Origin of the sequence: Sphingomonas sp. PP-F2F-A104-K0414, from assembly GCF_004340945.1 — a bacterium.
Classification (GTDB): Bacteria; Pseudomonadota; Alphaproteobacteria; order Sphingomonadales; family Sphingomonadaceae; genus Sphingomonas.
Map to the genome: position 1 here is coordinate 103,309 of NZ_SLYD01000006.1, position 26,946 is coordinate 130,254.

Here is a 26,946-nt window from a genome sequence, read left to right on the forward strand (position 1 = left end):
ACATGACCGTGTCTCCTTTAAAATCAGCGGCGGGAGTGGCGGAGCGCGAACGGTACGAGCGCAACCCACATGATGGTGATGAAAGCGAGGAACTGGCTGGTCTGCGCCGGGCCGCCCGGGAGGTAGCCGAACCCGCCTAGCGAGGCGGCGTAGAGCTCGAACGAGATGACTGACACGCCGATCGCCAGCACATCTGCATCTCCCCCACTCTCCTCCTGCGTGCCGAACCAGCGCAGTGCGATGACGAACAGCGTGATGATGACGATCAGGATCAAGCGGATGACGATGTCGGTGCCCGCGATGCCTATGGCGAGGGGGTAAAGCGTTACCGCCTCAACCGGGAATAGCTTCACTAGGCTGGTGTAATATGGCTCGGGTGTTGGATCAGGCCGGCGCCTGGGTCTTACCAACGGCGTTGCTGATCGTCGAAGCCGCAGCGCGCCGCGCAGGGCTGGCCGAGCGGACACCACCTCCCCATTAGCGAGTGCCGCAATCGCGCGCTGTACGGCTGCCGCGTACCGCGACACCTCGGCATCGCCGGGAGTAAGCGCGGCGCCGATCATCGCCGCCTGTTCGCTGCGATCCAGGATCGTGGCGAACGCCGGTCGGTCCACGGTCTCGGAGCTGTGCAACGAAGCGAACCGATCGCGTTCGTTACCGAGCGCCGTGCGTAAGCCGAACATCGTATCGAAGAAGCGCGGGAGATAGCGGGGGTCCTCGGTCAGTTTCTGAACCTGATCGATGAGCGCGTCTGCAGCCTCCACGGCTTGGGTAAAGGTGGTCATCGGATCCTCCTCAGGCGGGGGTGGCAATCGACGCGATCAGTCCGAGCGCGCGGGTGATGCGATCGATGTTCATTCGAGCCGCGGCGTGGCGCTGCTGCGGCGATAAGCGACCTGCCAAGGCATCCCTCAGCCCGGCCTGGGCTTTCGTGGTGAGATCAATGGCGTCTGCGACTTTAGCCGCCCGTACGGGTCCCTGCTTCGCGGCCTCCCGGGCGGCAAAAACACGGGCCGCCAGCTGCTCGCGCTGTTCGGCCGAAAGACTGGTGCGATTGCGAAGGTAGGTTCGAAACAGCGCGTTGCCGTAGAGATCGTCGGCGTTACGCGCCGCCCCCCTGCCCCAAATTGTGACCTGTACGGACAGCGATGCCAGTGCGCGATCGACGACAGCGCCGCGTTCGACAACCAATGCACGCACATCGCGGGTTTGCCGCGCTTCGCGCGCAAGGTCGTTGGCAAACGCGATCAGCGCGACGACGCTCTGCCCTTGTTCGCTGGCGACAGCAGCGGTGACGTTTGGCAGGTCGGTGCCTGCCACAAAGTTCGTGAACCGGGCCAGCCGGTCGGCCTGATCGGCGAACGCGGTGATCTCGGCCGATACGTCGGTCTTGGGGGCGTCGAGAATGGCCGCTGGCGCATCAGCGTATCCACCGATTGCGGCGAGCAGTGCGACACGTGGCTCCAGTACCGCTCGCGGACTGCTCCCGATGTCGATTTCGAACGCCGTATAGCCAGGGGCGGGTGCCTCGTTCGCAAGGCATAGAGGTGCGGGCGGGACGGTCGGCGCCGTAGGCACCTGGATGCGCAGCGGAGTCGCCGGCAGGCAGCTTGGATCGCTCGCGACCAACGCTGCAGCAGCCTCCCGACGGCGCAGCTCTATCGTGTCGAAATAGGCCGTCGTGGCTAGGACTGCCTCTTGGCCTCGGGCCTGAACGGTCCCCGCGGTTTCGAGCTGGATTGCGTTTGTCGCACAGCCTGCCAGCAGAGGCAGGCTCGTCAGTACGGGCAGAAGGGAAATGACGCGGCAGCGCATAACGGTCTCCTTCGGGCTTTCGGACATCATGCGCCTAAACTGCGATTCTCTCTTCTCTTTCTACGCCGCTGGATCGTCCGCACACGCGAACCGTCCGCTGGCCGATCACGCGTGCGAACAGCCGTGATGATATTGACGACGCTGGTGATGAGCGCTGCGATACCTACGAGCATGGGGCCGTCGATCATGTCGGTCATTGTCCGACTCTCCTTGTTGATCCGACCGCCGATGTTCCATATATGTTCTCTGTAGGACAGCGCTATTTGCGGTCGTTACAGCCGAATATCTTCGGCCTCGGTAACCAGCACCCGGACAACGTCGCCGGTCGCCTTCTCCTCGTTCGAGAACCCATCGAATTGGCGCAGCGACCCAAAGTCGAGGTTCGTCAGGCCTTCTATCGCGAGGATTGATCGCTGATAGGTCTTGAACGCTCCGAACAGGAGCGACTGCGCGCCCAGGTCGACATCGTGATCGATCAGATACGCGGAGGCCGATGGACGGCCATCATCATGAATGAAGGCGACCACCTTCCAATAGGCCAGCGGGATAGCGACGCCGCGGTAAACCGGATCATTGGGCCGGAAGACAGGCCCCGTAAAAACGGTCGCACGTTCGCCGACCCGGCGCGTGTTGCCGAGGATGTAGTCCTCAAGGCTCAGCCAGGATCGCTGATTAAAGACCGAGAGCTGTGGCGCACAGTTGGTGAAATGGAAGGTATCGCGGTTGGCTACGCCGGCGGTCGGGCCCCAGTTCGGATCCTCGCGCCGCACAAGATGGCCGCGATCGAAATCGTTATCGGCATATAGCTCATCCCCCGCCTGGGCCTCTTCGGGAATGCGGCCGTCGAACGCCCACGGATCTCCGCCACGTGGTACCGACACGCTGGCGCTTCCATCGATATTGACGGCGGTGAAGAGGGCAAGACGCCGGCTTTTCGACATGAGAATCGAGAAGTGTTCGTAGTCGAGGCGGTCACCATCGCTGCCCGTAACCGGCAGCACATCCACAGCAATGGCACCGGTATCAGGGAGCGGCACGGCAAAGCCGGGGAGAAAATCTGCGTCGTAACCTGCCCGACCCTGGAACGCGACAGCGTCGGACGTCCTTACTCCTTCGCGTTCGAAGGGCAGTAAGCCGAGACTTTGAGGTGAGAGCGTCCTAAGGTCGGCCAACCGGGGTCTATATGACAGGTCGATCATAATGATCAGCTCCTCAGAGTTTCACGGCAGGTGCGCTCGATCCGTCGTGTTGTGATGACATCCGCGTCGGGGACAAACGCATAGAGACGCAAGGTGGCAGTCTCGTTGCATTGATGCGCCGCTACCTGACACTGCACAATCAAGGGCAGGCGAAGCTGTCAGTTACGACCCTTCCCGTGATTTTTTCTCGAACGAATACGAAAAGGCCGGGCGATCGCTCGCCCGGCCTTTCATTTAAACAAATGGGTAAGATCAGCGCGGCGGAGTAGTGCCGGGCGTTCCCCCTGTCGTGGAGCCCATCGTACCGCCGGCCGTGCCACCCATTGTGCCGCCAGGGTTCGTGCCACTCATCGAACCAGCGGTGCCGTCAGCCGTACCGCCCATCGTGTCCGCGCCAGTCGTGCTGCCGGTTGTACCGGACATCGTGCCACTCGTCGTACCTGACGTTGTGCCACGCGTCTTGCCGCGGGCCTTCGTGCCATGCTGCGTGCGTGTCGTTGCGGTCGACCCTGATGTACTCGGCGTCGGGTTCGTCTGATCCATAGAACCGGTCGACGCTCCCCCGCTCATGGTATCAGTCGCTGATCCGCTCATACCGCCGCTTGTCGTGCCACCGGTGGTGCTCCCGGTCGTCTGTGCCATCGCTACACCCGGAATAATCAGGGCTGCAGCTGCTATCGATGTCAAAATCCGCATTTTCACTCTCCTATATTATTAAATAAGAAAGCGATCGCGGTTAAGTATGTTCCCTACGACCTGAATATAAAGGGTCTTCGTCCAACTCTACCCTGGGCTCCTAGTATCTGTAGACCACTTACGCGACCTGATCGACGGAGGTATTATTCTAAACCGTAACGTATGGTACGCCGGTCCTGATCGTAATATTCTTCGCCCTCATCGCATCGGGATTTCGCGAACCAGGTCCATTACGAGCGACCCCGTCCAGCAAGGATTGGGGCGGGGGGCGTCACCGTGGCAAGAGTCCGCGGTGAGTGGACGGTCTGCAATTCTTTACATCCCGGCCAATCCGTTTCGTCGTTTCAAAGCATCAACCCTACTGGATCCCGACTTTGGGAGGCAGCGTCGTAACCGCGTTGCCACGCAGCGCGCAGACTACTGCCGCGCCGGCCGCTGGGGTTATCATGGCCCATGACGAAGCAGCGCCAGCCTGCTTTCTCGGCTTCCCAGTTCTCGTCGACTGGTCCAGGCGTCAGCAATGACATTAGGTCCAGGCGGCGATGCTTCAGTGTTGCCGTGACCATGTCAGAGGTCCTCTCGGACCATGATCGTCAGCACACGCCGGGTGATGCTGGCATCGGCGGGATCCTCCGATCCGTACTGAAACGCAGCGTCGTAATAGTCGATCTTGAAGTAGACCGTCGTCCCCTCGAACTCGAAGTTGCCGCGGTCCCGTTCGGCCGCATCCGCATCGGCGAAGACATGGTGGCGGATGGCGGCGTAGAGGCTCGCTTGAACGACGATCTCCATGGTGCCGTCACCGGAAGCGAAGGTGCCAAGGCAGGTCCTCGTCACCATGATCCGAGCGGTACGGTCGAGGCCTTGGCGACAACGGTCATTGAGACGGGCGATGGACGCCAGACGCGCTCCGGTGCTCGCCAGCGATCCGTTGAGCAGCCGGCAATCCTTGCCAGTGGCTTCGGGCGCGGCGCTGGTGGCGATCGTGGCAGGGAGCATGGCGGTGTCCTCAGGCTCGGCGGGGCCATTCCCCGAATCTGCCTGTCACCCCCCCTCCCTCCCTCCTTGAGCCTTGGGCCCACCCGTCGGCCACGGAGAAAGGTCGATGTCGCTCAGGCGTGGCGACTTTCGTCTGACGCGAAGACGGACCAGAGGTGAGCCTCTGCATCGATGAGGTGGTCGAAGCTCTGGCTGGTGTTGCCAACATCGACAATCCAACAAGTACCATGTGTCTGGACAAAGCCGACCGAGTAGACCCGGCCGGCGCTGTCCGAAGGTGGGATCGTCGCCAGATCGTGCCCCGCAGCGGCCAAGCTCTGCACATCGCGGCCCGTAACACGCCAATCGTCGAACCTACTCCCCTCGCTGGAGGCTGTCAGATAATAGCGGGTGGCGACCTCCCAGGCCGCGTTGACGTGGTGGAGTTCAGTGCCAAGGCCATCAGCATCACCATTGGCGACGATCGCCGGCGAGCGCGTAGCTTGCCACGCCGCTAGCATGACCATGTTAGCGTCGAGGAAATCATGCGAAGCGCAGACGCCGGCCTCGATCGTCCGGTTTTCCACTCGCATCTCGCGCCATTCGGCGGGACCTAGCTGCTCTGCGAGGAGGTGAGCAAACGCGCAGGCAAGCGTCTCAATCGCGATATGGCCAAGGGCTTCGGCATAGTCATCGCCTTCGTAGATGACCGTCAGTTCACCGATCGCGTCACGCCGGCTGAAGGTGAACCTCGCGGCCTCGGCAAATTCGCGCATCGCCGGTAGTTCGTAGTCAACCCAAATCTGTGCGGCCTCGCCCATCGGACCAACGCACGGTCCAAAGCTCGGCGCCGTTTCATGACGCCAGCTCATCTCCGACCATTCAGACGGGATCGGCACCATCGTATCGACTGGATAGTCAGGAAAGAACTCTGGCCATGTCGGCATTGCTTCTTGGGTGGCGAAACCGTTGGACAGACATACCAGGCCATCGGCGGTGCCAATCCGTCGATATGCCTTGATCGTGTCGGCATCCCCATCGGCGCCGGCTATCAGCTCGGTCAGCACGTAAGGCCATGCCGAGACCGGTACACGGACGTTGAGGAAGCCGTTCCAGGTCGTGTCATCGGTGAAGCCGGGGAACGTCGGCCCTTCCCCAAACGACCATGTGATCGAGCGCATACCGTTGTGCTGCCGCGTAATGTCCAAGGCCTCGGGGCCGACGTCGAGGTGCGCCAACGCCCGTGCGAACGCGGACTTGTGCTGAAACCGACCCAGCGCCGACAGGACGTCGACATAGGCCGACCGTGCCTCGTCAGTCTGAAACTCGTGATCGGTTGCGTCACGTGCCGAGAGATACTCGCGAGCGAGCGTTATCGGGTCGGTCCGGATCGTCTCGGCAAATGTAGCGATGTAGCGGATGCGCATGGGGAAGGATCCTGTCCGGTCTATTCCGGTCTCCCTCCCCCAATCCTTCTCCTCTCCTGTGCCGTTTTAGCTGTTTAGAAGGGTACGCCGCCCCTCCATGACCGGCTGATGACTGGTCAAGATTTCAACTCAGGCGTTCTGACATTCTCGAATGAGACCGGCACCGGACAGGCCATCCGGGGAGGTTTTCGTCGCATATGTCACTGAATAGACAGGGGGGACTGCATGATCGATAGACGTATGTTGATGGCGAGCGGCCTAGCGTTTGGTGCAACGAACGCGTTGGCGATGAAGCCATCATCCGCTGCAAAGCGCGCCGCAATCGAAGCGATCCAGTTACCGCCAAGCTTCAATGGCTCGTTCGCCTACGCCCGGGGCGGGAAGATCGAACATGCTCGGTACGTCGGCATGGCCGATGTAGAAGCAGGTAAGGCTATCTCACCCGACACCCAATTCAAATGGGGCTCTGCATCGAAGTGGCTGACGAGCGTTACCGTGCTTCGCTTCGTTGAACAGAAGCGGTTGTCGCTCGATGCCCCAGTCACTGCGTATCTCCCAGAGTTCCGGCACGATACGGGCGAGCAGGTGCTGTTGAAGCATGTGCTATCGAACACCAGTGGCATCCCGGATCTATTGAGCCGCCAGCTTGGGAAAGAGCCGGCGCTACGAACTTCGACCGCGAGCGCGGCAGCTATACTGTCGCGCTTCGGTGGTGGTGATTTGTCGTTCGTGCCCGGCAAGGGATGGGACTACGCGGCAATAAATTGGGTGATCGTTGCGGCGATTCTTGAACGGCTGACCGGAAAGTCATTTCCTGAGGTAGTCGCGAGGCAGACGCTTCGCCCACTCGGCATGTCGGCTACCGGGTTCGCGCAATCGGGCCAACCCCCGATGCCGAAACTGGCTGCTGCCTACGGCAGTGCATCGCCGCCAGTGCGTAAGATGGATCCGATCCCGCCGTTCGTTGCGGCAAGCGGCAATGCGGCCGGAACCGTGCGTGACGCAGTGCGTGCGGCACATGGCATCTTTCATGGCTCGCTATTGAGCGCAGCTTCACGGCGTGAACTTACGACAATCCGATGGCCGGAACAGGAATATGCCCTTGGCGGTCGTGTGCATCCCATAGACGGCACACTCTGGGCTTGGGAGACAGGCAAGGTTCAAGGGTATCGCGCTCACATCGCGCATCGGCTCGACCAGAGCGAAACGATCGTGATCTTCAACACAACGGACTTAGCGCAATCACAGCTTGGCACCTGGGTTGAAGCCATAGCCCGCGCTTAAACGGCGTTATCGAGGGGGACGCTGCTATCGCATGTCGACGATATGCCGGCCGGCCTTGGTCATCACGGCCAGGTCACGGATACCGGGCGTGGTAGTCCTCATGCGTACACTCGTAAGAAGGGGGCAGCGCTCTCAGCCACATGCGTCCATCAGGCGGGTTGCGCCGCCAAAGGCACGCAGGGCCGTGGCCATCTCGCGTCGGATGTTCATCTTGTTGGAGACGATAATCTCGGGCGCCAGACGATCACCGGTGGAGGTCGCGTAGCCCTTGGCGAGCGTGCCGCCTTCGGCCTCGATGCGGATCAGGTGGCCACGCCTGGGCGCGGGCCCGACATGGCGAGCAGTAAACTCGCCGAGCTTACCAGTCAGGCCCTTGACGGCCTTGCCCCAGCGGATGTGGCCGGCGCCGAGATTGTCGGTGCCGTCGTAGCCCCGGTCGAGCCAGCAGCGCAGATGGGCGCGCTGCTGCAAGAGCGAATTGCGCGATCGCTCCATGTTCGCGCACAACGGCAGAGCGCTGGCAAAGGCGTCGACGATGCGAAGGTAGTCACCCTGTACCGCGATCAAGATATCATCGATCTCGCGTCCGCGGAGGATGGCACGCAGCGCATCACCATTGCGAGGATCCGCAATGATCTCGTCTGCGCACATTGCGGAAATAGGAGCCTTCATCTCGGTCGGGCAGTCGTTCACGACGAAGCCAGCATGGCGATCGATCGTGACGATCGTCATGGCCTCGGTCCCGTGTCTGGCACGGACCTCGTCGATCAGTCGCAGACCCGACACCCGCATCAATCCCGGCGTCACCTCCTCGATCGCGGCATCCGCGACGATGAGTAAACGGCGCGACCACCGCGTTGGGCGGGCATGGTCGTTCGGCTTCGGCCAGCTGCTCGGAACCGGTCGAGCGACCAGAGGCGGTGTCTCAATCGGACGTTGATTGTCCTTGCGCATGGCGGCGAGATTGCTGCGGCGCGCGGCGTCGAATAGGTCGCCCTGGTCGCCTCCAGCATCGGCGAAGCCCCGGTCGTAGGCCTCCCGCTTGGCCTCTTGCCGGCGCATGCCATCGGCGCAAAAGCAATGCTCCCAACCGGCCTCGGCTGCGGTCCAGCCGCTCGCATAGGCAACCGCGAGATCCCAATCGTAGCCGTGGAGATCCCGACCACGCAGGATAGCAATCTCGCTATCGGTGATCGTCCCGTCCTGAGCGCGCGATGCCATGAAGGCGAAGTTGCGGTTCTGCCGCTCTGCTTCCGTCTTCGCGGCGATCGCGTCATTCAAGGGCTTCATAGCGGCGATCCGTTCGCGCCCCCGCGCCATTCGGTCAACCAGCGGCGCCGTCGGCGGAAGGTCCGGATAGGATCGCCAGATCCGGGCGAGCTCGGTCGCCTGCTCGACCGAGCGTCCACGCGTCAGCCAGCAGCGCATGTCGGTGGAATCGAAGTGGTCCAGTTCCACGGCCCCACGAGCACGCGGAGACCGGACGGCGGGAAACGCGCCCGCCGAGACGATCTCGGCAGTCTGCGACTGCAGCATCAGCATTGGCTCAATCCTCCAGAGGATAGGCGGGATTACGCGGCGGTGAGACGCTGGCGCGCCGTTTCGGCCTGTTGTGGGAAGGCCGCTGCTAAATGGCCGTAAAGGATCGCGAAGTCGGCGATCGGGAACGTCCCGTCAGCGTTCGGCCGTGTCGTCAGGAGGGCACCGATTACCATCTCGGTATGGTCAGAGCGCTCGATCTTCGCGACTTTGCCGGTGTAGTTGATGGGTGCTGTGAAGCCCGCCTCAATCCAGGAGCCGAGCCCCTCCTCTACGGCCTCCGCATATGCCGCGACCGCCTCGCTGTCTTCGTCCTCAACCTTCAGGGCGAGCGTCCGATAGATACCGAAGTCATGCAGGTTGGTGTGGACGATCAGCTTGCATCCTTCCGGTGGCATGCCGTGGCGCGCGATCATCGCCAGTTTGTAGGCCATTACCTCGTGCGTATTGGCCGTCTCGAAGTCGATGGTTTGCCCGAGTTGGGCGCATTCCTCATTAGCTGGCGCGCCGCCAATATCGATGATGTGGGACATGGGAGGTTCTCCTTTGATCCACCTGGATCAAAAGAAAACCCATCCCCCTTCCCTCTCACCGCCGCGAAGCGGGGTCAGGACATAGAACAGATCAGATATACGCTAAAAGCTGTCGGCCTGCTCACACGGCGCAAAACACCCCCGTTTGTCGTAGATCCGCGATGCCAACAATATTTCCCGCCGTCTTCGATGCTTTCTGGGACAAAGCGGTCACTAAAGTCTTCGGGCGCGCACGGGGGGATCGAATAGAAGCGACGCTCGCAGCGTGAGTTTTCAGACGGCAAACGCCCGGATGTAGCCGCCTCGGGGCCGCGTTTAGGGTAGGTACGCTCGAACCTATTTTCCGCTTTGCCCCGATCGCTTGCAACCACTCGCGTTGAACCGTTCACAGACACCCGTTTGTTGAACGGTCGCTTTGCCTAACTATCTGTGAACGCGTGGCTTTACAGCATCTAAGGAGATGGGAAGCATCTGTTCAGAAAACGTCAGTTTGTTGAACATACGCGGACGATGCTGCTGAGGGTGTTGTGTACATCAGCACCCGGCTTCAGGTTTGGGTATAGACGTCACCCCATATCCGCCCAAGAGCGATCGGCAGCTTTCCCAGTTTGCCGTGAAAATTCGCAATTTCGAGAATTTCAAATTGGGAACAGATTTTGAGAAAACGCACCCGTCTGCGGCTGTCAGCCGGCTCGGCTAGTCAGGTTTCCCGGTCAACGTTCGTTTATGGGAAAGTCCTCCCTGGTCTTAACGGCTGGTGCGAACCAGGTGAATGGCGTCGCTAAACGGCCTTTTTCAGAGGTTCTGGTAATTTGCTGTCAGGCAGCATGTTGCGCAAATGCCCGTGCACCATTTGCTTGTTAAACGGCTTAGAAATGAAGGTAGCTTTCTCAGGCATCTCGCCCGACTTGGGCAGGACATGGCCAGAGGCGATGACGATTTCGATCGCTGGCCAATTCTCCGCAACGTGCCGTGCTAACGCAAAGCCGTTTGTCTCACCGGGCATATCAACGTCTGAAAACAGCAGCACGATGTTTTCCGAATTTGCCGCTAGAATACGTTTCGCTTCGTCTCCATCCATAGCCTCATAGAACCGAAATCCGGCGTCTTCGAGAATGCTGGTTGTATCCATCATGATGAGCGGATCATCGTCAACGACGAGGGCATAAGGGACGGTGGAAAGGGTCATCACGCCCCAACCATCCGCCGCGCACGGAGTTGCCCTACTACATGCTATTTCAACTTTCGGGATCGCTGTAGGCCAAGGTCACGGTCCGTGCGGCGTATGCCATTTGAATTTCGCCTTTTTGGCGGCTAGCTGCAAATCAATGCGCCCATGCGCGAATTGAGAGGGCGCGATGACCAACGCGGAGGCAATCAGCCATTACGAAGTGCTGGATACGGGACCCGAGATCAGCTTCGACGACATCGTAGCTCTGGCTGCGCAGGTATGTGAGACGCCGACAGCGCTGGTCTCGCTTTTGGACGGTGACCGCCAATGGTTCAAGGCGCGCATCGGGTTTGAACCCTGCGAGACGGACATCGACAGTTCCGTATGCCGGCACGTCGTGGCAGCCAGAAGCCTCATCGTTATCCCTGACCTGACCAACGACGAACGTACGGTGTCTAACCCACTGGTCGTCGCCGACGACGGCATCCGCTTCTATGCGGGCGCGCCCCTTGCGACCCGCTTCGGGGTCGTAGGCTCGCTATGCGTCATCGATACTTCGCCTCGCCCGGCCGGTCTGACGGCAGATCAGGAGGCAGCGCTGCTACGGCTGTCGAGGCAGGTCGTGACGCTTTTGGAGATGAGACGTGACACGCTGGACCTCCAGGCAGCTCTGGCGGCGCGTGACGCGTCCCGAAAGGCGCAGGCGATCAGCGAACGCCGCTGGCAGGACCTGTATCAGAAGATGGACACCGGCTTCATTTACGCACGGGTGATCCGCAATGCCGACGGAAAGGTCTGCGACTGGCGATACGAGGAGGTGAATGACGCCTGGGGCAATCTCGTTGGCATCAATCCTGCCGATGCGCGCGGGCGCACGATCCGTGAACTGATTCCCAACATCGAAGACGAATGGGTTCTGGCGCTGGCGCGGGTCGTCGAGACTCAGGAACCGTATCACTTCACTAGCCAGGTGGGCGTATTTGAACGTTGGTACGACGGTACGGCGCAATCCCTCGGTGGTGACGATTTCACCGTCATATTCCACGAGGTCACCGCGCGCATCAAAGGCGTCCGACGCAGCGAGGCCCTGCTGGCGTTGGGCGACGTATTGCGGGATCGGATCGACAGCGATGGGATGATCGTCGAAGCCTCACGCATCATCGGCGAGGCGGTGGGAGCGTCGCGGGCCACCTTTGGCGAAATGGATCACACCCGGGAGATCGTAAGCGTCGAAGCCGGGTGGTCGGTGGCGGGCATGCCTTCGATCGAGGGCGAGCACCGATTCTCGGACTATGGTGAACTGCGCGCCGCGCTGCTTGCCGGTGATGTCGTTGTCATCGACGATACCTCGACGGATCGAAGGACCGCAGCTGACTTTGCCGCCTGGACTTCACTTCGTACGCACGCCGTGGTCATCGTACCAGTGCGAGAGCGTGATCGGACGGTTGCGGTTCTCCTGATTCACAAGGACAGCCCGTATCACTGGACGGACGACGAAGTTGGATTCCTCCGCAGCGCTGCCGACCGGCTTGAGACTGCGAACGCGAGACGGCGAGACGATGAGCAGCAAGGACTGGTCAACGGAGAGATCGCTCACCGGCTTAAAAACGCATTGTCGATGGTACAGGCCGTCGCGACGCAGACCTTACGCGGCGATGCTTCTCCCGAAGGTCTCGAAGCCTTTACGCGCAGATTGCAGGCGCTTGGTCATGGTCATGACGCGCTTACCAGCGGTCGCTGGAAGGCAGCTACCCTCAATGATATTCTAGGAGGAGTACTGGATGGAGCCGCCATACGCGACCGCTGCACCATCCAGGGCCCATCGGTCGAGATGGGCGCCCGTGCTGCGCTGTCGACGTCGTTGCTGATCCACGAACTAGCCACCAATGCCGTCAAGTACGGAGCTCTTTGCGCAGCCAGCGGGCATGTGGACATCACATGGCAGATTGAAGGTGACGGCGACGAATGCCAACTGGCGCTGGACTGGGCCGAACGAGGCGGGCCTGCGGTCACGGCACCAACGCGTAAAGGCTTCGGTTCAAAGCTAATTCGGCTGGGCCTCGTCGGAACCGGCGGTTCCGACATACGCTATGAGAAGGAAGGTCTGCGAGCTGCCTTCACGGCACGGCTCGCAGAAGTGGAACAAGCGTGAGCACAACCGATCCCCAGATCGATGGACATACCGCCATTGTGCTGATCGTCGAGGACGAGCCGTTGCAACGGCTGGACATGATCGACATGGCCGAACGCGCCGGCTTTGAGGTCTTGGAAGCGCATGATGCCAGCCATGCAGTAGCGCTGCTAGAAACCAGGACTGACGTCCGCCTTGTCCTGACCGACATCGATATGCCGGGCGCAATGGACGGGATGAACCTTGCTGCCGCGGTCCGCAAGCGTTGGCCACCTATCGAAATTATCATCATCACTGCGGGGCCGGCTCCCGCACGGGCGGACATGCCTGAGCGTGCCGTCTTCATGACCAAGCCACTAAACTACGAACGCGTGATCGAGACTATGCGACGAATGACAGCGATCCAAGACGCCGAAAACCGGCCGGATTGAGGGAATTGCGACGGCGGTATGCGTCTTAGTGTCAGGATGCGACGCTGACGTTCGTACTGGTTCACGGCCCAGGACGACCGGTTCCGACACCCAGATCCTTCTCGTTTCAGCGATATGGATCAGTTTTAGGAATGGACACGCTTTCCCGTTTCTCGATCGATTTCGGGACGGCATCAGGCGTCTCGATCACCGGGACTACCGACAGCGGTCGCTAGGATGGTTCCCAGAAGCGCACGGTTGCGCCCTCAAGCTCCCCGGCAACGCGATCGCTAAGAGATCGACCGCGATCGTTGAAGTCACGTGCAGCGGCATCATCGTTAAAGCCGGATCTGGCCGGATCGTCGATGTTCAGCGTCGCGTCGTATTCGCCGGCCCAAGCCCACAGTGCCTCTACAAGCCCTTCGCTTAGCGGCAGAGTCTGGGGGTTGATGTTGCCAACCCGTTCGCCTCCGTCCCACCACAATGGCGCGCAGCCGTAATCGACCATGACCTTAATCTGCATAATGATAGCCTCGCCAATCGCGATCGGTACCGCAATGGCTTGCGTCTCTAACATCGCCAAATGTTACGGACGAACGGGATTCCCATTTCTCGATCCCTCGCGAGAATGCCGGCTCGGGCAAGAACGCCCACACCCGGACGCTCATCTGGCTAAATGGGGTTCTTGAAAGCGGACATCCGTTCAGGACGATGATCTCGGCCCGCCACTCCCGATGCAAAATCAGCACTTTCGCGACCTCGGCCTTTTTGGCGTCGACATGGCCCGCCTGCTGATGCTCTAACCAGCCATTCCGATGACGCTCAGCCGCGTACTATTGCGTCTCCGCGATTTAGGACGTCGTCCAAGAAGGTTCGCAGGTGAGCTATGGCGTCTGTGGTAAGAACCACATCGTCATGGTCGCGTCGCTCCGCCACCTGACCGTCTTTCACAAGATGCTCAATCCACCTCCGACCGGAATGCTCGCTGGCTCCGGCTTTCTCGATGAGAGCAACTTCCGTCATAACTTGGTTATTGGCTAGCCCGACAAACAGATGCAGCATCATATTCCAGGCGAACTCGTCGAAGAGCTCACTCGGGAACATGACCTTCCGCAATGAGCGAACGTCTAGAATGCACTGAGCGGCCTCGCCGCGAGCTTGGTCACCAATCATAAAACGATCTTGCCGGAAATAATTGCTGAAGCCTTGATCTGCGTGAAGCTCGCGAAATTAACCTTATGCGATGACCCCCGCTGAACTGGAAGAAGCGGACAGGTGATATGCCGGCGATGAGCGCACAAAATGTCGAGTCCTTACGTGCAGCCATAGCTTGGGCGCTCCTGCTCGCGGACTCCCAGGAGCAAAGTTTGATTGCGGCTTATCTAGCCGATGCCCTTCATCTCGCTGAAAATTTGTCTGATCATGATCCTAAATAAAGCCGTTATTCTTGGCATGTCCACGGTACTCTGAACTTGGTAGAGGCGAACCGCTTTGCGGTTGCCGCGCGTCATACTGACTGCGTTCGGCTCGCTCACTTGTGCTTGTCGATCGACTGTGCGTGGAGGTAGCTAGGGTCAAACTCAGCAATCTCGGTGAGGGCAGGCAGATCGAGCACTGTGACCTGACCCTTGCGTATTTCAAGCACGCCTTCCTTCATAAGCTGACGAACGACACGGTTGATGTGCACCGCTGTAAGCCCAAGAGCCTCAGCTAAATCCGGCTGGGTTAACGGCATAGCGAACTGACCACCGTCTTCGCGATCGATATTGCGCATCCGTTCACGAAGTTCGCAAATGAGGTGCGCTACCCGTTCGCGCGCTGTTCGAACGCCGAGGCTAACAAGCCAGCTTCGCAATACGCCTTCATCGACCAACGTTGCCCACCACAGCGCTCGCATGATTGCCGGTCGTGAGCGTGTTAGTTCCTCAAATTGCAGGCGATCAACGTAGGCGAAGGTGGTCGAAGTTATGGCGCCGATGGCATGATCCATTCGATCGAGCACGCCTACGTGCAGGTCACAAAAATCTCCGGGGAGCAGCAGAGCGGTAATTTGCCGCTTGCCGTTCTTCAAAATTTTGTACCGACACGCCCAACCGTTCAGAATAAGGTGGACACGCTCCGGTCTGTCGCCATCACGAATGATGTCACGCCGGGCGCCAGTTTGACGCACATCCTGGCACATCGCCTGAAGGCCAGCGCAGTCGTCCTGTGAGAGCGTCATTACCCGCGACAGTTTGGTGATAAGTGGGTTCTTAGCTTTGAAAGTAGCCGGCTCCATCGCCGGTGCTAATGACCTACGATCTTCGTAGGTATCACCATGCCCTAATTTTTTATCTGGTTTAGCATCAAGAAGTTCTAAAACTATTTTCAACTGCGCTGATGCCAATGTCTTGCCGTGCAGGTCAAAAACATCAAGCAGAGTTTTGAGTTCTGATCGAGTGTCGGCGAGCCAGGCATCAGACATCAGCATCGCTTCATCGCTTTGGGTGCAGGCGGCATTTTGCCGATGCAAATTAAGGTCAACTGGTGTTTCGCATTGAGTTATTTATAGAACAGAGATGCAAATCGGTTATTGTTCACAAATTTGCGGCAAACGGGCCGGTTTGTGAAAAACGAACCTCATCGTCCGAGTGCTACTGAAATTCTGAGTGATTAATACCCTAAAATTACTTACACATATCAGTATCACGTATTCATGAAGGGACACCAGTAAGGTAGGGCATAGCCGGCGCTCAATCGATAGAGCACGGAAAGTGGACGGTCCCGCCAAATGGGACGCGCATGCGCTTCCGACGGCCAATCAGCGGTCGGCTTCCTCGACTGCTGCCCCGAAAGCGGTCGGTCCGCTTTCCTTCCCATGTTGGACATTCCCGAATCTCGATCCCAATGGAAATGCCCCGGCCGCCTCGCAAGCCGTTCCTTTTGGGGAAATGAGCCAACAGCTGCGAAGGCCTAAACGGTAAGCAAATTCGGCTTCTACAAACCGCGGCTAGATAGCCGTCCGTCTTGGTAAAGCTTAATCCTCGGCGGTTGATCATCGCCTTGGTTTGCGGGATGGCGGGTGACCCTGCAAAATCTGCGGAGGCTAGGATCGAAGCAATGCGAACCCAGACTGTCATGATGATGGCCGTGCTTATATCGATTGGCGGGGCGGGAGCCGCCCCTCAAGCGACTGCGCAAACCAATGACAAAGCTTCCGAACACAAAGCCAATCGGTCAGCCTCAACGCTCTATGAGGTGCTAAACGAGCAAGCGTCTTCGCGCAGCAAGCAATCTACGGAAGACGTTGGAACGCCAGTGCTCAAGCATGATTCAAATGGTAGCGCATGCACTACTGATCAACTTGTCCATGCTTCGGTGGGTTCGAATATCACGAGCCGTATCAAGAACTCTATCGTACCGCTGCAAAAAGGTATTCAGGTTCGTGACATCGCAATGCTGACATTGCCATGTGGCTTCAAAATAGATGACCGATCCGGTTGGAGTCTCTTTTTAACCAACGGTAGCGAGGTAAGGCGCTACATTGAAAATAACCCGTTCGGGTTCGCACCCGCATTTGGCTTTAGTGATCCGATCGAAAAGTCCTATACGATGAAATATGAAGACATTCCCCGTGAAAAGGTTCAGACAGATAGCTGCATCAATACAATAGCATCTATCAGTTCGAGCCTGAAGCTGTGTAGCAGCTTTGGAAATGAAAAATCCTTCTTTGGAATAGAACGGAGCGATCATACTAGCCATCTAGGTCATTATGTCGTTCGAGACGGGGCTATTTTTGAAGATTTTCCGTTGGCCAATATTAATAAGGATGTGGATAGTATTTACTTTATTCCACCCCCTGATGCATCCGGCGGTACTATCACGCTCATAGTGACCGATGGTCAGAACCCGTACAGGGCCTACGTGGACACTCCACGAGGGTAAGCTGCTTGCCGCCTCCGCTAACCGGCGCTCGGAAAGCGCGCGCATTCCCAAAATGCGATCGTTTGCGAGACAGTCGGTGTGCTCATAATGCAGCAATCAAGACATTGCACATCTCAAAGGATTAGTAGTGTGCGCGTGATATTCAACGACTCAATCGACCTCGGCTTCGCAGTCGCCGCTTTGATAACTGGCACTGTCGATCGGAGTGAAATTGCCGATTGGGCCGCACGCGTAATTGACGAAGTGGAAGATCCACCAACCTATATTTACGCCATGCTGGACATTGAGCGCTACCACGGACGTGGTCTTCATGACGAGATTGGATTTACGCCAACCACCGGTGTAAATTCTGACGACGAATTTCAGTACCTCCGTGAAATCGCAGTGCGTCGCGGCAAAGAAGACCCTGACTATCTCGGGGGTAAGAGTCCTGTCAGCCTGGGTGCGGTCCGCAAGGCTTATATAGATAATCTACTCAAAATAAATTTCGGATTCGATGTTCAATCATTGCCGCCATTGTACCTAGGGGATGCTTCGCGCGCGCCATAGCTTTCGAGAAGCAGGCTAGCCTAACCTGGTGTCCATGGGACCGGCAGCAGCTTACCAGCTCGTTAGCATACGAGGTCCGTCGCCAGCGGTTCCCGAAAGTCGATCCCTCGCGAGAAAGCTGGATCGGGAAAGAACGGCCATTAGCGGACGCTGAGGGGAATTTCGCGCAAATCTTGGAGATAGGCAATGATCCCTTGGACCGTTTCGACACACGCTTTACGGGCGAGAGTATTTGACGGGCCCAAGCCCATGTACTCTGACCCGACCCACTCGAGATATTCTGCTGCCTCTTCTGGGGAGTTTCCCTGATTTAACATGCCGACGACGTGAAGCAGGTATCTGTCATATTCGTCGGCGCAATGCTCTGGCCAGCCCTCTCCCGGCAGTCCCAAGCCTATCGGGTCCCACAGCTTCCAACCTATGTCCCGGAGAGCCGAAAGTTTGATTTTCGGATAGAGGTTCATCGGCCGTCTTATAACCTTATGGCCGCTTGCTACCAAATTTTGCCGTTCGTATCGGCGTGATCGCTTCCCATTTCCTTGCGCTTGGCGAATTTCGGAAAGTTGGCCGCGTTCCCATTCTCCGATCCTTTTGGGAGCGCTCTGGGCTTCCCGGCCCGCCCTCGTTTTGGGGAACGCTGAGAAGCTCCTACATTCCCTTCGTGAACCAGCAGTTGACCACGCGACCGTCCTCGGCATCCACGTGGCAACGCCCGGTCCATGTCGTCACTTCGAGCACCGCCTGATCTAACGCTATGATCTGGGAGTAACCTTTCGCGTCCGACCACTCTTCAACCGCCATCGGTGCGCGCCAGGCGAGCCTGCCGTTATGTTCGTACGCTCCGACATTTGAAGCGTTGTCCTCCGCAACAAATCCGTACGGCTCATTGACGACATAGACCCGGCGGCGATCAAAATCAGGTACGATCTCCAATACTTCCGTATTGCCAGTTCGGATGCGCTTCAGAATGTTGGCCGTTGCGGCATCTATCAGTAGCAGACCGTCATCGACGCCTACGAACAGGGTTTCATCCATCAGCACCATAATCCGTGCGTTGAACCACGGCGCACCGGGTACGGACACGTCACCAAGTTCGATGATCTTGGCAAAATCAGCGCGTCTCTGTCGCAAGCCGAGGCGCACCCTGCTGGGAGGACGCGACAGCTTCTTGTCGTGGATCTCCTCATAGCTAAGAGCGTCAAATGTCAGATCGGCGACATAATCGACATTTTCCTCTCTATAGGCGTAGCGCATTGCCGTCCTTTCTCTTGTCATGCGCACTGCAGCGATGGTTCGCTACTAGCACCTATGCCAGCGAAACCAGAGATTCTCGAAACACCATCCCTTTTGAGAACGTCGATTTGCCCTCAAATCGCCGTTCGTAGGGAAACTGCCTCAGATCCGTGTGTTGTGCCCCGACCAGACAGGAGGAAGCGGTTGAGTGTCCCGATCCATAATACGCCCTCCGACGTTGCAGCGCTGGACGGATGCGTGGTTGTATCTGGTCCTGGAGGGATCGCTCTAACCCTGTCGGCAGACGCCGCGGAAGAAACGGCAAAGCGCCTTCGTAGGTCTGCAACCGAGGCTCGGGATCAACCTTGCGTTGACCCAGCGCCGCGCGAAACGCCGGAATCGTGAGTTGGCGATGCACCGAATAATTTACGTCAGCAGATCGCTTATTGTCGGAAATCCCTGCGAGATAGAAGCCATCGTCGCGACCTCAATCGCTTGGAATAATACAGCCGGCGTCACGGGGATGCTATGGTTCGATGGTGCAAGCTTCGCACAGGTAATCGAAGGCGATCCTGATCAGGTTGAATCGACGATGGATCGTATCCGCAGTGACCCGAGGCACACCGACATCGAAGTATTGTTGGATCGATCCGTCCTATCCCGCCAGTTCGGTAGTTGGTCGATGCGGTGCGCTGGTAGCGATGAGGCGAGCGCGCATGGCACTAGCTTTATGATCGGCTTTGCAATGGGCGAGCGCACGGCGTCATCGAAGCGACTATATGAAATCGTCCTGTCTAGCGATGCTGGTAAAGCGGACTAGGGAACAGAACCACACGACCGCTGTTCTGATTTCGACCGGTGCGGTTCCCCCCCTGCCCCGCCGGCCACGACGCCCCGCTGCTCCCTCCCGCAGCGGGGCGTTTCTCTTTCGGGATCCCTTTTTAAAATCGGCTGATGGCATCGATGTCCAGAAAACGGCCGTTTTCCGAACATCGCATACGAGCCGGCCAGAGCCGGCGCTTGCCGCAGACCAATGTTCATCAACCTGTTCGGAAAACAATGTGCAGAAAAGGCCACGTACGTCAGCTATCCGCACGGCGGTGCCGGATACTGGAATGGTCGCACCGCCCGTTGCGCTGGTCCGTCAGCCGTGCCCAGCGTCTTCAGGCGGTCGGTCTCAAGTTTGGCACCGAGGTCTTCCGGCAGGTCGGCGTAGCGCGCTGCGATCTCGATCGCCGCTGCTGCGGTCGGTAGCTCGTCGGGCTCCGTACCCTGCCATTCGACCATGTCATCTTCGCCTTTCAGGGTCAGGTGAGGACGCAGGACCTGAACGAAAAATGTCGCCAAGGGACGATCCCAACCGATCGCTACGGTGGTGCCGGCGTTGCCGGTGTAAGTATGACGGCTCATCAATTGATCCCCCAGTCGGTCAGGAAGCGAGCGTGATCCACGCAAGCTGCCACGGGCGTGGATGCGGCGCAAAGCGGAGCACGCCAGGGACCTGTTCGGCATCACCAGCCAGCCGCTCGACCAGCCAGTCGATATAAAGGATGGCATCGGCCATATCCCCCTCGAGCAGATCGTCGAGCATCGCCGACTGGCGTGCGTGATCCTCGGTGAGCATCGACCAGTCGAGGGCATCTAGGAAACGCTCCCGTCGCTCGATGAAGTGCGCAATGCGCGTGGCGTCGGCTCGTGCAACCGCGAGCGCGTCTTGGATGTGCATGGGCATCGCTCCTTCAGGCGGCGATCAGGACTGCGGCGACAGGCGCGACCGGTCGGACGGCGATCGACAGATCGCGGCGCAAGCGATCAGCGAAGCGGTCCGGCTTCAGCAGATCGGCCATCGGCGCGTAATGGTTGAGCGGGCTCGTGCTATCGCCGACAGCCCGGTACGCTACCTCGCGACCCTCGTGACGTGCGCCGATCCTGACAGTGACGGCAAACTCGCCGGCCGCCAGCAGGACATGGCCTGATTGATCGCGTTCCCCCTGAAGCGACACTATCTCGAATGTCCCCGGTGCCAGGCCGATGCAGACGGCGAGGGCGTTCATCGCCTCGGTCGCTTCGATATGAAAACGCTCCTTGGCGCCAGCATCATATTCCACGCCGCGGATTGCGAGCGCCAGCAGCGTCGGGAACCGCTTCAGGTCTTCGAGGCGGCGCCTGCAGGCGTGGCGAAGTACGTCGCGGGGCGCACGATTGGTCGACACGGTTGCCATGTGACGCGCCAGCAGGACGACAGCGGGGTCGCTGTTGGGATCGACGCCGGCATTGCGGCAGTCGTCGACCGCTTTTCCGATCGCGTGCAATGTCGCGACGACGGTGGTGAGGGCGCTCGGGTCCAGCGCTTGTTGGTGGCGGAAAGGCACATCGTAAATCATCGACGCATGCTCCGAATGAGGACCGTGCGCTCTTTCGGCGCACACTCTTCACCCCCCTCTCTTCTCCCGCGACACCCGGTTTGCGCTCGTATCGTCAGCCCCTCAGGGCTGGGCGCTTGGGCACGTCTCGGGAAAGATGTTGCCGGATTTTGGCAACATCTTTCCGGCCTTTAGTCGGCCCCCTCCCCCTCCGTTGGCCAGAGGGGGTAGGGCAACGACGCTCCCGATCGTCACGGCACCAGTTCGACATCAAGAGCCGCAAAGGTGTTCATCGGGCGGGAGCTGTCGTAGCGTGCTGCATCACACAGGCCTTTGAAGTCCGGGCCTTCATACTGTGCGAAGCCCAGGTGATCGCAGCCGGTGATGCGCTGCCCGGTGACGCCGACCTTGCCCTTGGGCACCCAGTCGGCCCAATCTCCGGATGCTGAGCGTACCCCGATCTCTCCGATCGCGGCCTCGTAGAGCGCTGCCTTCTTCAGGACGTAGCTATCGCTTGGGCTGATAACCTCGCCGGTGAAGGCACCGTATTGTATCGGACGCCAGTGACGTGCCGTTTGATGGGCAAGGTTGCGTTCGATGTCGAACAGCGGGTCTTTCAGCGCTGCGAACTCAGTCTCGAACCCGATTTACCAGCGACCAGTTGACGTCTTCCTCGTAGTAGATGCCGTCGAGGCGCAGGGCTTCCGGCATCGCAGCCTGACGCTCATCCGACAGGACGAACCCACCATGCGAGGGGGTGGTAACGAACCAGATGCCTGGCAGGCGCTGGATCGCCGTATCGGGAGTGTCCCAGAGCGTATGCACGGGCGCGGAGGTCGAAGTGAAAGCGGGCATGATCGTCTCCTTGATCGATGCCCTTTCCCTCCCCCTTCTCTCCCACGCGATTCAGCGCTCTCGGCTGCTTTTGCCCCGGGCCTCGCATGAGAGGCGTTCGCCGCGACGCCATTTTGCCGGATCGATGAAGTAGCCGGCATGCACGCCGGCATGTCTGGCCTCCGCGTTTTCATAAGCGGCGAGATAACGCTGCGCGCGCTCGGGGTCGTTCTTCAGGTAGCTGGTCGCCGGCACGGCAAGCCCCGCTGCGATCATGCTCTCACCAAGGTCCTGGCCCCCAATCTCGACCGTTCCGATCGGACGACCGTAGCTTTGCTTGCCCGTCAGGCGGATCGTACTGCTTCCCGATTTCAGGAGCTTCGACGCATAGTCCTGTGCCGCCTTGCCGCACGGCCAGCAGCCGTTCGTATTTCGGCACAATTGCCTCTTCTCGAAGGCATCGGCCCCAAAAATCCGGACGTCGAACGATACGGTGTCACCGTCGATCGCGCGGCCGTCGGCGCGGATCAGCGCTGGGTCTTCGGCCTGGGAGGCGGCTCCTCCGCAGGCGGCAAGGGCAAGAGCGATGACAAGGGTCAGGCGCATGCGCGGGTGTCCTCGATCAATCCGGCGGTCGTCTCGACGATCAGCCACGGCTGCAATGGCTCGCCGTAGCGACGATGTCGGTATGAATTCCGTCAAGGCGCATCCATGCTGCGACCCTGACGGCGTTGGACCTGCTGCACAGCACACGGCGCAGCGGCGAGAGGGGCGTGTCGGCAGACATGGGGCTATCCATCATGCTGGTGTCGCACACGCGGTAGGGGCCGCGAAGACGGCGCGGTGAACTTTGGTTTCTGGAACGACAGACCAGGCCAGGTCGCGGAAATGCGAGATGCGGTAGTGGCCGTGCCCCTTGTGGCTCCGGAACGTGATCTTTTCGCCGCATTTCACGACGATGAACTCGGTGCCGGTATGGCCGTCACTGAACGAAACCGGGCGGGGAAGTTTGATCCGCATCCCGTTATCGATTTTGCGGGCGTGCAGCCTTAGCCGAACGAGGCAACGGCGGTGCCAATCCAGCGCGCTTTCTTTGCTGGTTGGCGACAGGAGACGCAGGATCCGGGCCGGGCATCCGGCCTCGCAAGGTCCCATCGATTCCTCCTGGTCCTTGTACGCAAATACGTATCCGTCTCTGGCCTTGGGATTCCAGCGGACCAGACACACGAGTGCGATGACGTAGAGCGGCTCGCCGTCTGAAATGATCTCAGCTGCTGCGTACCAGACGCGGTTTCCGACGAACGCGCTGTCGATAACGCGCAGCCCTCGCGTGCCGCCACCATCCAGCGCACGGCTGTAGGTGAACTGGTCGTCGAGATAGGCCTTGGGGTTCGGGTGGCCGGCCATGCCGGCGCTGGTCATCGAGAGCCAACCCATGTCGTGTTCTCCGGTTCATGCGGCGAGCCGCGTTTCTGCTGCAGCCTCGGTCGAGAAGGCGCGAAGGTAGATGAAGGCCTGTTCGGCCTTGGTCGCGGCCAGGAAGATCGCGGTCTTGTCGGCGCGCAACACCCCCAACCAGTTGGCGAGGTAGGAGGCATGGCTGTCGTGCAGCTCTGTCGGGAGGCCAAGATCGCCGCAGATCATGGCCGAGCCAAGCTCAGCGACCAATTCTTCGACGCAATATGCGTTGTCGCCGAAGCGCTTCCCGAAGGTGCGATCGAGCCGGGAGGCATGGCCCGCCCAATGGACGGTCTCGTGCGCGCGAACCGATGCGTATGCGTCGCCTGACTTGAAGCTGCCGGTGTGCGGCATCTGGATATAGTCAAAGGTTGGGTGGAAGAAGGCGCGGTCACCACCGTGACGGACCTTGGCCGGAATGCCGCCAAAGAAGGCGTCGATTCGATCCTGCCGTTCTGAGATCAGCAAAGGGGTCGGTGCGACCTCGCCCGGGTAATAATAGTCCGGCAGGCCAACGATTTCGTCGGCGTTGTAGACGACATAGGAACGCAGAAAGCGGATCATCTGGTCAGCGGTCGCACCAAGCAGATTGGGCATTCCGGCCTTGCGGAAGGTCGAGGCGTAGACGGAGAAAGACGGTCTCGCATCGCGGTTGATCTCGCCGCCCAGTTCGCGGGCCTGACGGGCGGTCATCCAGTAGCGGCTGCGATAGCCATAGGTGTCGGCGGTCGCCCAGAGCCATAGGGCGTTTATTCCGGTGTACGGAACGCCCTCATGGCGCAGTGGCCTGCCGCCCTCGCCGGTAACCGACCAGAAGCGTTGCCATGGCAGGGTCCCGGCTTCGAGCCGTGCGATGATGGTGGCGGTGATGTCGGCCGCAATGTCGCGGGTTGTAGCGGTCATGACGCTGTCCTCGTTAGCGGTGAGGAAAAGGCACTGCCGGCGCCGCGAGGTCGCGGGCCGGCAGTGAGGCTGCTCGGAATTGAAGCGTCGTGCTGCTATTCGGCCGCGACGATCTCGTTCACATCGTCATCGTTCTGGTGATCGCGTTCGATCTGGGCGTTGCCGTTCGTCTCGACCTCGCCCGTCTCCGCATCATCCGGACCGTCACCGACCAGAGCGGCGAGATCGTCCTCGCCGGTGTCGTCGCTGGTCCCCTCGATCAGGTCCGCAATATCGCCCTGCGCGCCATCGTCCTGGCTTTCACCCCCGACGACAGTGTCGCTGAAGCGCATCGCGGTCGGCACCCATTTCAGGGCAGCTTCCTTGACGTCGGTCTCGACGATCGCTTCGCCAGCGAACAGCTTCTGGCAGGATGCCGAGATCTCGGTCTTCTTCTCGCTGGCGTGGCGGCTCGACAGCGCGGGGCCTCCGACCTCGTGAAGGAGCGAGATCAACGACCCCTTGGAAACCCGGTCGAAGAAGTTCTCCGACGTCGGGCGCCACCAGCTGGCGACATCGACCTCGAGGATGCTGGCCATGCGGCCGTGGAGCGGGTTCTGGCGATTGGAGCCGTAGGACTCCTTGGCCTCCAGCGACGTCGCGACGATGTAGGCCAGCCATGCGCTCTTCACCTCGTCACCGAGCGCGCGGAATGCCTCGAACCGCATAACCTTGTCGTCGGATGCGCCCCACGATTCATCGAGGCCGTCCCGCACCTCGGCGAGGTAGTCGCGCGCGCGCGATCCCGGCATGTTGGTCGACAAGATCGGATCCTGCGGGGCATGGGCGCTGATCGTCGTGCCGTCATTCGACGAAGTGCCACGCCGCGCATCCGCCATGGCGAACAGCATGTAATCCAGCGCCAAGCCGGGACTGGCGATCAACGAGGCCGCCAGGACATCGCGACGCTGCATCGCCAGTTGGTCGCTCAGGACCTGGCTGAGTGCCTTGCCGCCCGGCGCTGCGTTATCAGGGTCGACCTCCTTGGGATTGCCCGCCGTCACCGGCGTCGCTGCGCCCTCCTCGATGCGGAAGGTCGGCTCCGCCCGGACCCGTTCCGAGCCCTCGCCCTCGCCGTCGGCAACCCCCTCGTCCGTCTCGTCGGTCTCCCCGTTATCACCTTCGACCGGTTCCGGCTCGACCACCGTCACGCGGATCGGCGTTTCGCTGTAATAGGTCTCATCCAGGACCATCGTACCGGTCTGCGACAGCGTCAGAAACGCGCCGACCCGCGACACGAGTTCAGCGGGGAGTACCGAGGGGCGACGTTGCAGCGCTTCGAGTTCCTCGCCAAGCGCATCATATTCGGCGTCGCAAGCGGTGAACGCCTCTTCGGTGAGCTCGTCGTTCTCCATCTCCTGCTGCAGTTCGCCCATGCGCTGCTCGATCTCGTCTACGCGTTGTGCCTCGGCCGGCGACATCGGCTGGACCGGCAAGGCGATGCGATGGAGGCTGCGGGCCGCATCCCAAGTGCTGTGGCTGGCGACAGGCCGGATCCAGGCAAGACCGCGTTCCTCGCCGATACGCTTGGCTTCCGCTTCCATCATCGCGGCCGCGAGGGTCTGTGCGATCTCGGGGTTGGTCCAGCGCTCGCCGGCGTTGCTGAACAGGTCTCGGTCGACGACGCCGCCTGCGGCCTCGTAGGATTCGACGCCGACCAGGAGCGCGATCGGATCGTTGGCCCGCATCGTGTCGTTGGCGATAACGCGCCGGATAGCATCCGCGTTGTAGTGAACCATCGCGCTATAGGTCTGCCAGACGCGCAACTGACGTTCGTGACTGCCGGTCGAGGCGTAGGCCTTTGCCATGTCGAGGGTCAGTTCGCCGTTCGCGAGAGCAGAGAAGATCGGCTCGGCAAGATCGGCTAGGCGGAGGCGACCGTCGATGAAGCGGCGGGTAACGCCAAAGCGCTTGGCCACAGCGTCGATATCGGTGCTGCCGTTCAGGAAATGCTGGAAGGCGCGGCATTCCTCGGCCGGGCTGAGCTTCATATGATGGAAGCTGACCGCGAGCGAGGTTTCGGTCAGTTCGGCATCGTCACCCTTCAGGACACGCACCGGCACGTCATACTCGTCGGGATTGATGACGCCGCGAGCGACCAGCATGTTGAGCGCACGCCAGCGCCGACCTCCATCGAACACCTCGAACGTGCCGCGTGGCCGAGAGACCGGCGTAACGAGCAGGTTCTGGAGGACGCCGCGGGCTTCGAGGTCGGCTGCGAACGGCTCGATCTGCAGCGATTCATCAGGGGCGGTGCGGACGTTGCTGGCGGAGAGGCGGAGCTTCGAGAGTTTCACGGACTGGATCATGGGAAATCACCCTTCGTTTTTGAGCATCCGACTATTTTCGGACACCATCTCCCTTCCCCCTTTCCTCTCCTTGCCGTTTTGGATCCCTCGGTTCAGCTCAATGGTATTGTTCGATTAAGTATTGTCTGTGATGCCTCAGCTACTATCTAGC

At 59.9% G+C, this 26,946-nt stretch carries 29 protein-coding genes; 6 read left to right on the forward strand and 23 right to left on the reverse strand.

What is annotated here, in order from left to right; translation table 11 throughout:
* Positions 1–23 precede the first annotated feature (23 nt).
* From C8J46_RS15495 to C8J46_RS15525, 7 genes are all read right to left on the reverse strand, one after another.
* Complete coding sequence (locus tag C8J46_RS15495; RefSeq protein ID WP_132741127.1) at positions 24–785, reverse strand: hypothetical protein; 762 nt, start codon at positions 783–785, stop codon at positions 24–26.
* Positions 786–795: 10 nt separating this feature from the next.
* Entirely contained in the window at positions 796–1,815 is a 1,020-nt protein-coding gene (locus C8J46_RS15500) for a hypothetical protein (RefSeq protein WP_132741129.1), read from the reverse strand.
* 26 nt (positions 1,816–1,841) lie between these two features.
* Complete coding sequence (locus C8J46_RS20910) at positions 1,842–2,012, reverse strand: hypothetical protein (protein WP_165886583.1); 171 nt, start codon at positions 2,010–2,012, stop codon at positions 1,842–1,844.
* Positions 2,013–2,087: 75 nt separating this feature from the next.
* Positions 2,088–3,014, reverse strand: a complete 927-nt coding sequence (locus C8J46_RS15505) for a DNA/RNA non-specific endonuclease (RefSeq protein WP_132741131.1) — start codon at positions 3,012–3,014, stop codon at positions 2,088–2,090.
* A gap of 252 nt (positions 3,015–3,266) precedes the next feature.
* Positions 3,267–3,437 carry a hypothetical protein gene (locus tag C8J46_RS21255; RefSeq protein ID WP_243643432.1) on the reverse strand — a complete coding sequence of 57 codons (171 nt, stop codon included), beginning with the start codon at positions 3,435–3,437 and terminating at the stop codon, positions 3,267–3,269.
* Positions 3,438–4,277: 840 nt separating this feature from the next.
* On the reverse strand, positions 4,278–4,709 hold the full coding sequence (locus C8J46_RS15520) for a DUF3768 domain-containing protein (RefSeq protein WP_132741137.1): 432 nt from the start codon (positions 4,707–4,709) through the stop codon (positions 4,278–4,280).
* Positions 4,710–4,822: 113 nt separating this feature from the next.
* Entirely contained in the window at positions 4,823–6,115 is a 1,293-nt protein-coding gene (locus C8J46_RS15525; protein ID WP_132741139.1) for a hypothetical protein, read from the reverse strand.
* A gap of 225 nt (positions 6,116–6,340) precedes the next feature.
* Between C8J46_RS15525 and C8J46_RS15530 the strand changes: the two genes are divergently transcribed.
* Positions 6,341–7,399 (forward strand): serine hydrolase domain-containing protein, encoded by a 1,059-nt coding sequence (locus C8J46_RS15530; protein ID WP_132741141.1) that lies wholly within the window; start codon positions 6,341–6,343, stop codon positions 7,397–7,399.
* A 132-nt stretch (positions 7,400–7,531) separates the two neighbouring features.
* Here the strand turns inward: C8J46_RS15530 and C8J46_RS15535 are convergent, their stop codons facing one another.
* From C8J46_RS15535 to C8J46_RS15545, 3 genes are all read right to left on the reverse strand, one after another.
* On the reverse strand, positions 7,532–8,941 hold the full coding sequence (locus C8J46_RS15535; protein WP_243643433.1) for a hypothetical protein: 1,410 nt from the start codon (positions 8,939–8,941) through the stop codon (positions 7,532–7,534).
* A gap of 29 nt (positions 8,942–8,970) precedes the next feature.
* Positions 8,971–9,471: a hypothetical protein gene (locus C8J46_RS15540; protein ID WP_132741143.1), complete on the reverse strand. Its 501-nt coding sequence runs from the start codon at positions 9,469–9,471 to the stop codon at positions 8,971–8,973.
* A 781-nt stretch (positions 9,472–10,252) separates the two neighbouring features.
* Positions 10,253–10,660: a response regulator gene (locus C8J46_RS15545; protein ID WP_132741145.1), complete on the reverse strand. Its 408-nt coding sequence runs from the start codon at positions 10,658–10,660 to the stop codon at positions 10,253–10,255.
* A gap of 169 nt (positions 10,661–10,829) precedes the next feature.
* On the opposite strand from C8J46_RS15545, the gene C8J46_RS15550 reads away from it, so the two are divergent.
* Together C8J46_RS15550 and C8J46_RS15555 are read left to right on the forward strand one after the other, a co-directional pair.
* A complete protein-coding gene (locus C8J46_RS15550) occupies positions 10,830–12,794 on the forward strand; it encodes a GAF domain-containing protein (RefSeq protein WP_132741147.1) in 1,965 nt (654 codons plus the stop codon).
* Positions 12,791–13,204: a response regulator gene (locus C8J46_RS15555; protein WP_243643434.1), complete on the forward strand. Its 414-nt coding sequence runs from the start codon at positions 12,791–12,793 to the stop codon at positions 13,202–13,204. The genes C8J46_RS15550 and C8J46_RS15555 overlap by 4 nt, the downstream gene beginning before the upstream one ends.
* Positions 13,205–13,415: 211 nt before the next feature.
* Here C8J46_RS15555 and C8J46_RS15560 read toward each other — a convergent pair whose 3' ends face one another.
* A complete protein-coding gene (locus tag C8J46_RS15560; protein ID WP_165886584.1) occupies positions 13,416–13,706 on the reverse strand; it encodes a hypothetical protein in 291 nt (96 codons plus the stop codon).
* A gap of 1,008 nt (positions 13,707–14,714) precedes the next feature.
* Positions 14,715–15,647 (reverse strand): Crp/Fnr family transcriptional regulator, encoded by a 933-nt coding sequence (locus C8J46_RS15570; protein WP_243643435.1) that lies wholly within the window; start codon positions 15,645–15,647, stop codon positions 14,715–14,717.
* 635 nt (positions 15,648–16,282) lie between these two features.
* Between C8J46_RS15570 and C8J46_RS15575 the strand changes: the two genes are divergently transcribed.
* Positions 16,283–17,107 carry a hypothetical protein gene (locus tag C8J46_RS15575; protein WP_132741153.1) on the forward strand — a complete coding sequence of 275 codons (825 nt, stop codon included), beginning with the start codon at positions 16,283–16,285 and terminating at the stop codon, positions 17,105–17,107.
* Between the two features lie 129 nt (positions 17,108–17,236).
* Complete coding sequence (locus tag C8J46_RS15580) at positions 17,237–17,656, forward strand: hypothetical protein (protein ID WP_132741155.1); 420 nt, start codon at positions 17,237–17,239, stop codon at positions 17,654–17,656.
* A 140-nt stretch (positions 17,657–17,796) separates the two neighbouring features.
* On the opposite strand, the gene C8J46_RS15585 is transcribed toward C8J46_RS15580, so the two are convergent.
* Positions 17,797–18,120 carry a hypothetical protein gene (locus tag C8J46_RS15585; RefSeq protein WP_132741157.1) on the reverse strand — a complete coding sequence of 108 codons (324 nt, stop codon included), beginning with the start codon at positions 18,118–18,120 and terminating at the stop codon, positions 17,797–17,799.
* Positions 18,121–18,304: 184 nt separating this feature from the next.
* Complete coding sequence (locus tag C8J46_RS15590; protein ID WP_132741159.1) at positions 18,305–18,910, reverse strand: hypothetical protein; 606 nt, start codon at positions 18,908–18,910, stop codon at positions 18,305–18,307.
* A 349-nt stretch (positions 18,911–19,259) separates the two neighbouring features.
* Between C8J46_RS15590 and C8J46_RS15595 the strand changes: the two genes are divergently transcribed.
* Positions 19,260–19,709, forward strand: coding sequence for a BLUF domain-containing protein (locus C8J46_RS15595; protein ID WP_132741161.1), 450 nt, complete (start codon positions 19,260–19,262; stop codon positions 19,707–19,709).
* Between the two features lie 266 nt (positions 19,710–19,975).
* On the opposite strand, the gene C8J46_RS15600 is transcribed toward C8J46_RS15595, so the two are convergent.
* The 9 genes from C8J46_RS15600 to C8J46_RS15635 all read right to left on the reverse strand — a co-directional run bounded on the left by C8J46_RS15600 (position 19,976) and on the right by C8J46_RS15635 (position 26,795).
* Positions 19,976–20,299 (reverse strand): hypothetical protein, encoded by a 324-nt coding sequence (locus tag C8J46_RS15600; protein WP_132741163.1) that lies wholly within the window; start codon positions 20,297–20,299, stop codon positions 19,976–19,978.
* Between the two features lie 19 nt (positions 20,300–20,318).
* Complete coding sequence (locus C8J46_RS15605; RefSeq protein WP_132741165.1) at positions 20,319–20,615, reverse strand: hypothetical protein; 297 nt, start codon at positions 20,613–20,615, stop codon at positions 20,319–20,321.
* A gap of 13 nt (positions 20,616–20,628) precedes the next feature.
* A complete protein-coding gene (locus C8J46_RS15610; RefSeq protein WP_243643436.1) occupies positions 20,629–21,273 on the reverse strand; it encodes a hypothetical protein in 645 nt (214 codons plus the stop codon).
* A 230-nt stretch (positions 21,274–21,503) separates the two neighbouring features.
* Entirely contained in the window at positions 21,504–21,674 is a 171-nt protein-coding gene (locus C8J46_RS20915; RefSeq protein ID WP_165886585.1) for a hypothetical protein, read from the reverse strand.
* 208 nt (positions 21,675–21,882) lie between these two features.
* Positions 21,883–22,107, reverse strand: coding sequence for a hypothetical protein (locus tag C8J46_RS15615; protein WP_132741167.1), 225 nt, complete (start codon positions 22,105–22,107; stop codon positions 21,883–21,885).
* A gap of 51 nt (positions 22,108–22,158) precedes the next feature.
* Positions 22,159–22,692 carry a thermonuclease family protein gene (locus C8J46_RS15620; protein WP_132741169.1) on the reverse strand — a complete coding sequence of 178 codons (534 nt, stop codon included), beginning with the start codon at positions 22,690–22,692 and terminating at the stop codon, positions 22,159–22,161.
* Positions 22,693–22,884: 192 nt separating this feature from the next.
* The gene (locus C8J46_RS15625; RefSeq protein WP_243643437.1) at positions 22,885–23,508 is read right to left on the reverse strand and encodes a hypothetical protein; all 624 of its coding nucleotides are present in this window, start codon (positions 23,506–23,508) and stop codon (positions 22,885–22,887) included.
* Positions 23,509–23,538: 30 nt separating this feature from the next.
* Positions 23,539–24,447 (reverse strand): zincin-like metallopeptidase domain-containing protein, encoded by a 909-nt coding sequence (locus C8J46_RS15630; protein ID WP_132741173.1) that lies wholly within the window; start codon positions 24,445–24,447, stop codon positions 23,539–23,541.
* 95 nt (positions 24,448–24,542) lie between these two features.
* Positions 24,543–26,795 (reverse strand): ParB/RepB/Spo0J family partition protein, encoded by a 2,253-nt coding sequence (locus C8J46_RS15635; RefSeq protein ID WP_132741175.1) that lies wholly within the window; start codon positions 26,793–26,795, stop codon positions 24,543–24,545.
* Between the last annotated feature and the right edge of the window lie 151 nt (positions 26,796–26,946).

Bases quoted from the DNA above. Each gene is read 5' to 3' on its own strand.
- C8J46_RS15550 (WP_132741147.1), top strand. From the start codon at position 10,830: ATGACCAACGCGGAGGCAATCAGCCATTACGAAGTGCTGGATACGGGA.
- C8J46_RS15625 (WP_243643437.1), bottom strand. From the start codon at position 23,508: ATGACCAGCGCCGGCATGGCCGGCCACCCGAACCCCAAGGCCTATCTC.
- C8J46_RS15630 (WP_132741173.1), bottom strand. From the start codon at position 24,447: ATGACCGCTACAACCCGCGACATTGCGGCCGACATCACCGCCACCATC.
- C8J46_RS15585 (WP_132741157.1), bottom strand. From the start codon at position 18,120: ATGAACCTCTATCCGAAAATCAAACTTTCGGCTCTCCGGGACATAGGT.
- C8J46_RS15575 (WP_132741153.1), top strand. From the start codon at position 16,283: ATGCGAACCCAGACTGTCATGATGATGGCCGTGCTTATATCGATTGGC.
- C8J46_RS15600 (WP_132741163.1), bottom strand. From the start codon at position 20,299: ATGAGCCGTCATACTTACACCGGCAACGCCGGCACCACCGTAGCGATC.
- C8J46_RS15525 (WP_132741139.1), bottom strand. From the start codon at position 6,115: ATGCGCATCCGCTACATCGCTACATTTGCCGAGACGATCCGGACCGAC.
- C8J46_RS15505 (WP_132741131.1), bottom strand. From the start codon at position 3,014: ATGATCGACCTGTCATATAGACCCCGGTTGGCCGACCTTAGGACGCTC.
- C8J46_RS15560 (WP_165886584.1), bottom strand. From the start codon at position 13,706: ATGCAGATTAAGGTCATGGTCGATTACGGCTGCGCGCCATTGTGGTGG.
- C8J46_RS15610 (WP_243643436.1), bottom strand. From the start codon at position 21,273: ATGATTTACGATGTGCCTTTCCGCCACCAACAAGCGCTGGACCCGAGC.
- C8J46_RS15570 (WP_243643435.1), bottom strand. From the start codon at position 15,647: ATGTCTGATGCCTGGCTCGCCGACACTCGATCAGAACTCAAAACTCTG.
- C8J46_RS15545 (WP_132741145.1), bottom strand. From the start codon at position 10,660: ATGACCCTTTCCACCGTCCCTTATGCCCTCGTCGTTGACGATGATCCG.
- C8J46_RS21255 (WP_243643432.1), bottom strand. From the start codon at position 3,437: ATGTCCGGTACAACCGGCAGCACGACTGGCGCGGACACGATGGGCGGT.
- C8J46_RS15540 (WP_132741143.1), bottom strand. From the start codon at position 9,471: ATGTCCCACATCATCGATATTGGCGGCGCGCCAGCTAATGAGGAATGC.
- C8J46_RS15605 (WP_132741165.1), bottom strand. From the start codon at position 20,615: ATGCACATCCAAGACGCGCTCGCGGTTGCACGAGCCGACGCCACGCGC.
- C8J46_RS15620 (WP_132741169.1), bottom strand. From the start codon at position 22,692: ATGCGCCTGACCCTTGTCATCGCTCTTGCCCTTGCCGCCTGCGGAGGA.
- C8J46_RS15520 (WP_132741137.1), bottom strand. From the start codon at position 4,709: ATGCTCCCTGCCACGATCGCCACCAGCGCCGCGCCCGAAGCCACTGGC.
- C8J46_RS15615 (WP_132741167.1), bottom strand. From the start codon at position 22,107: ATGCCCGCTTTCACTTCGACCTCCGCGCCCGTGCATACGCTCTGGGAC.
- C8J46_RS20910 (WP_165886583.1), bottom strand. From the start codon at position 2,012: ATGACCGACATGATCGACGGCCCCATGCTCGTAGGTATCGCAGCGCTC.
- C8J46_RS15635 (WP_132741175.1), bottom strand. From the start codon at position 26,795: ATGATCCAGTCCGTGAAACTCTCGAAGCTCCGCCTCTCCGCCAGCAAC.
- C8J46_RS15535 (WP_243643433.1), bottom strand. From the start codon at position 8,941: ATGCTGATGCTGCAGTCGCAGACTGCCGAGATCGTCTCGGCGGGCGCG.
- C8J46_RS15495 (WP_132741127.1), bottom strand. From the start codon at position 785: ATGACCACCTTTACCCAAGCCGTGGAGGCTGCAGACGCGCTCATCGAT.
- C8J46_RS15590 (WP_132741159.1), bottom strand. From the start codon at position 18,910: ATGCGCTACGCCTATAGAGAGGAAAATGTCGATTATGTCGCCGATCTG.
- C8J46_RS15530 (WP_132741141.1), top strand. From the start codon at position 6,341: ATGATCGATAGACGTATGTTGATGGCGAGCGGCCTAGCGTTTGGTGCA.
- C8J46_RS15500 (WP_132741129.1), bottom strand. From the start codon at position 1,815: ATGCGCTGCCGCGTCATTTCCCTTCTGCCCGTACTGACGAGCCTGCCT.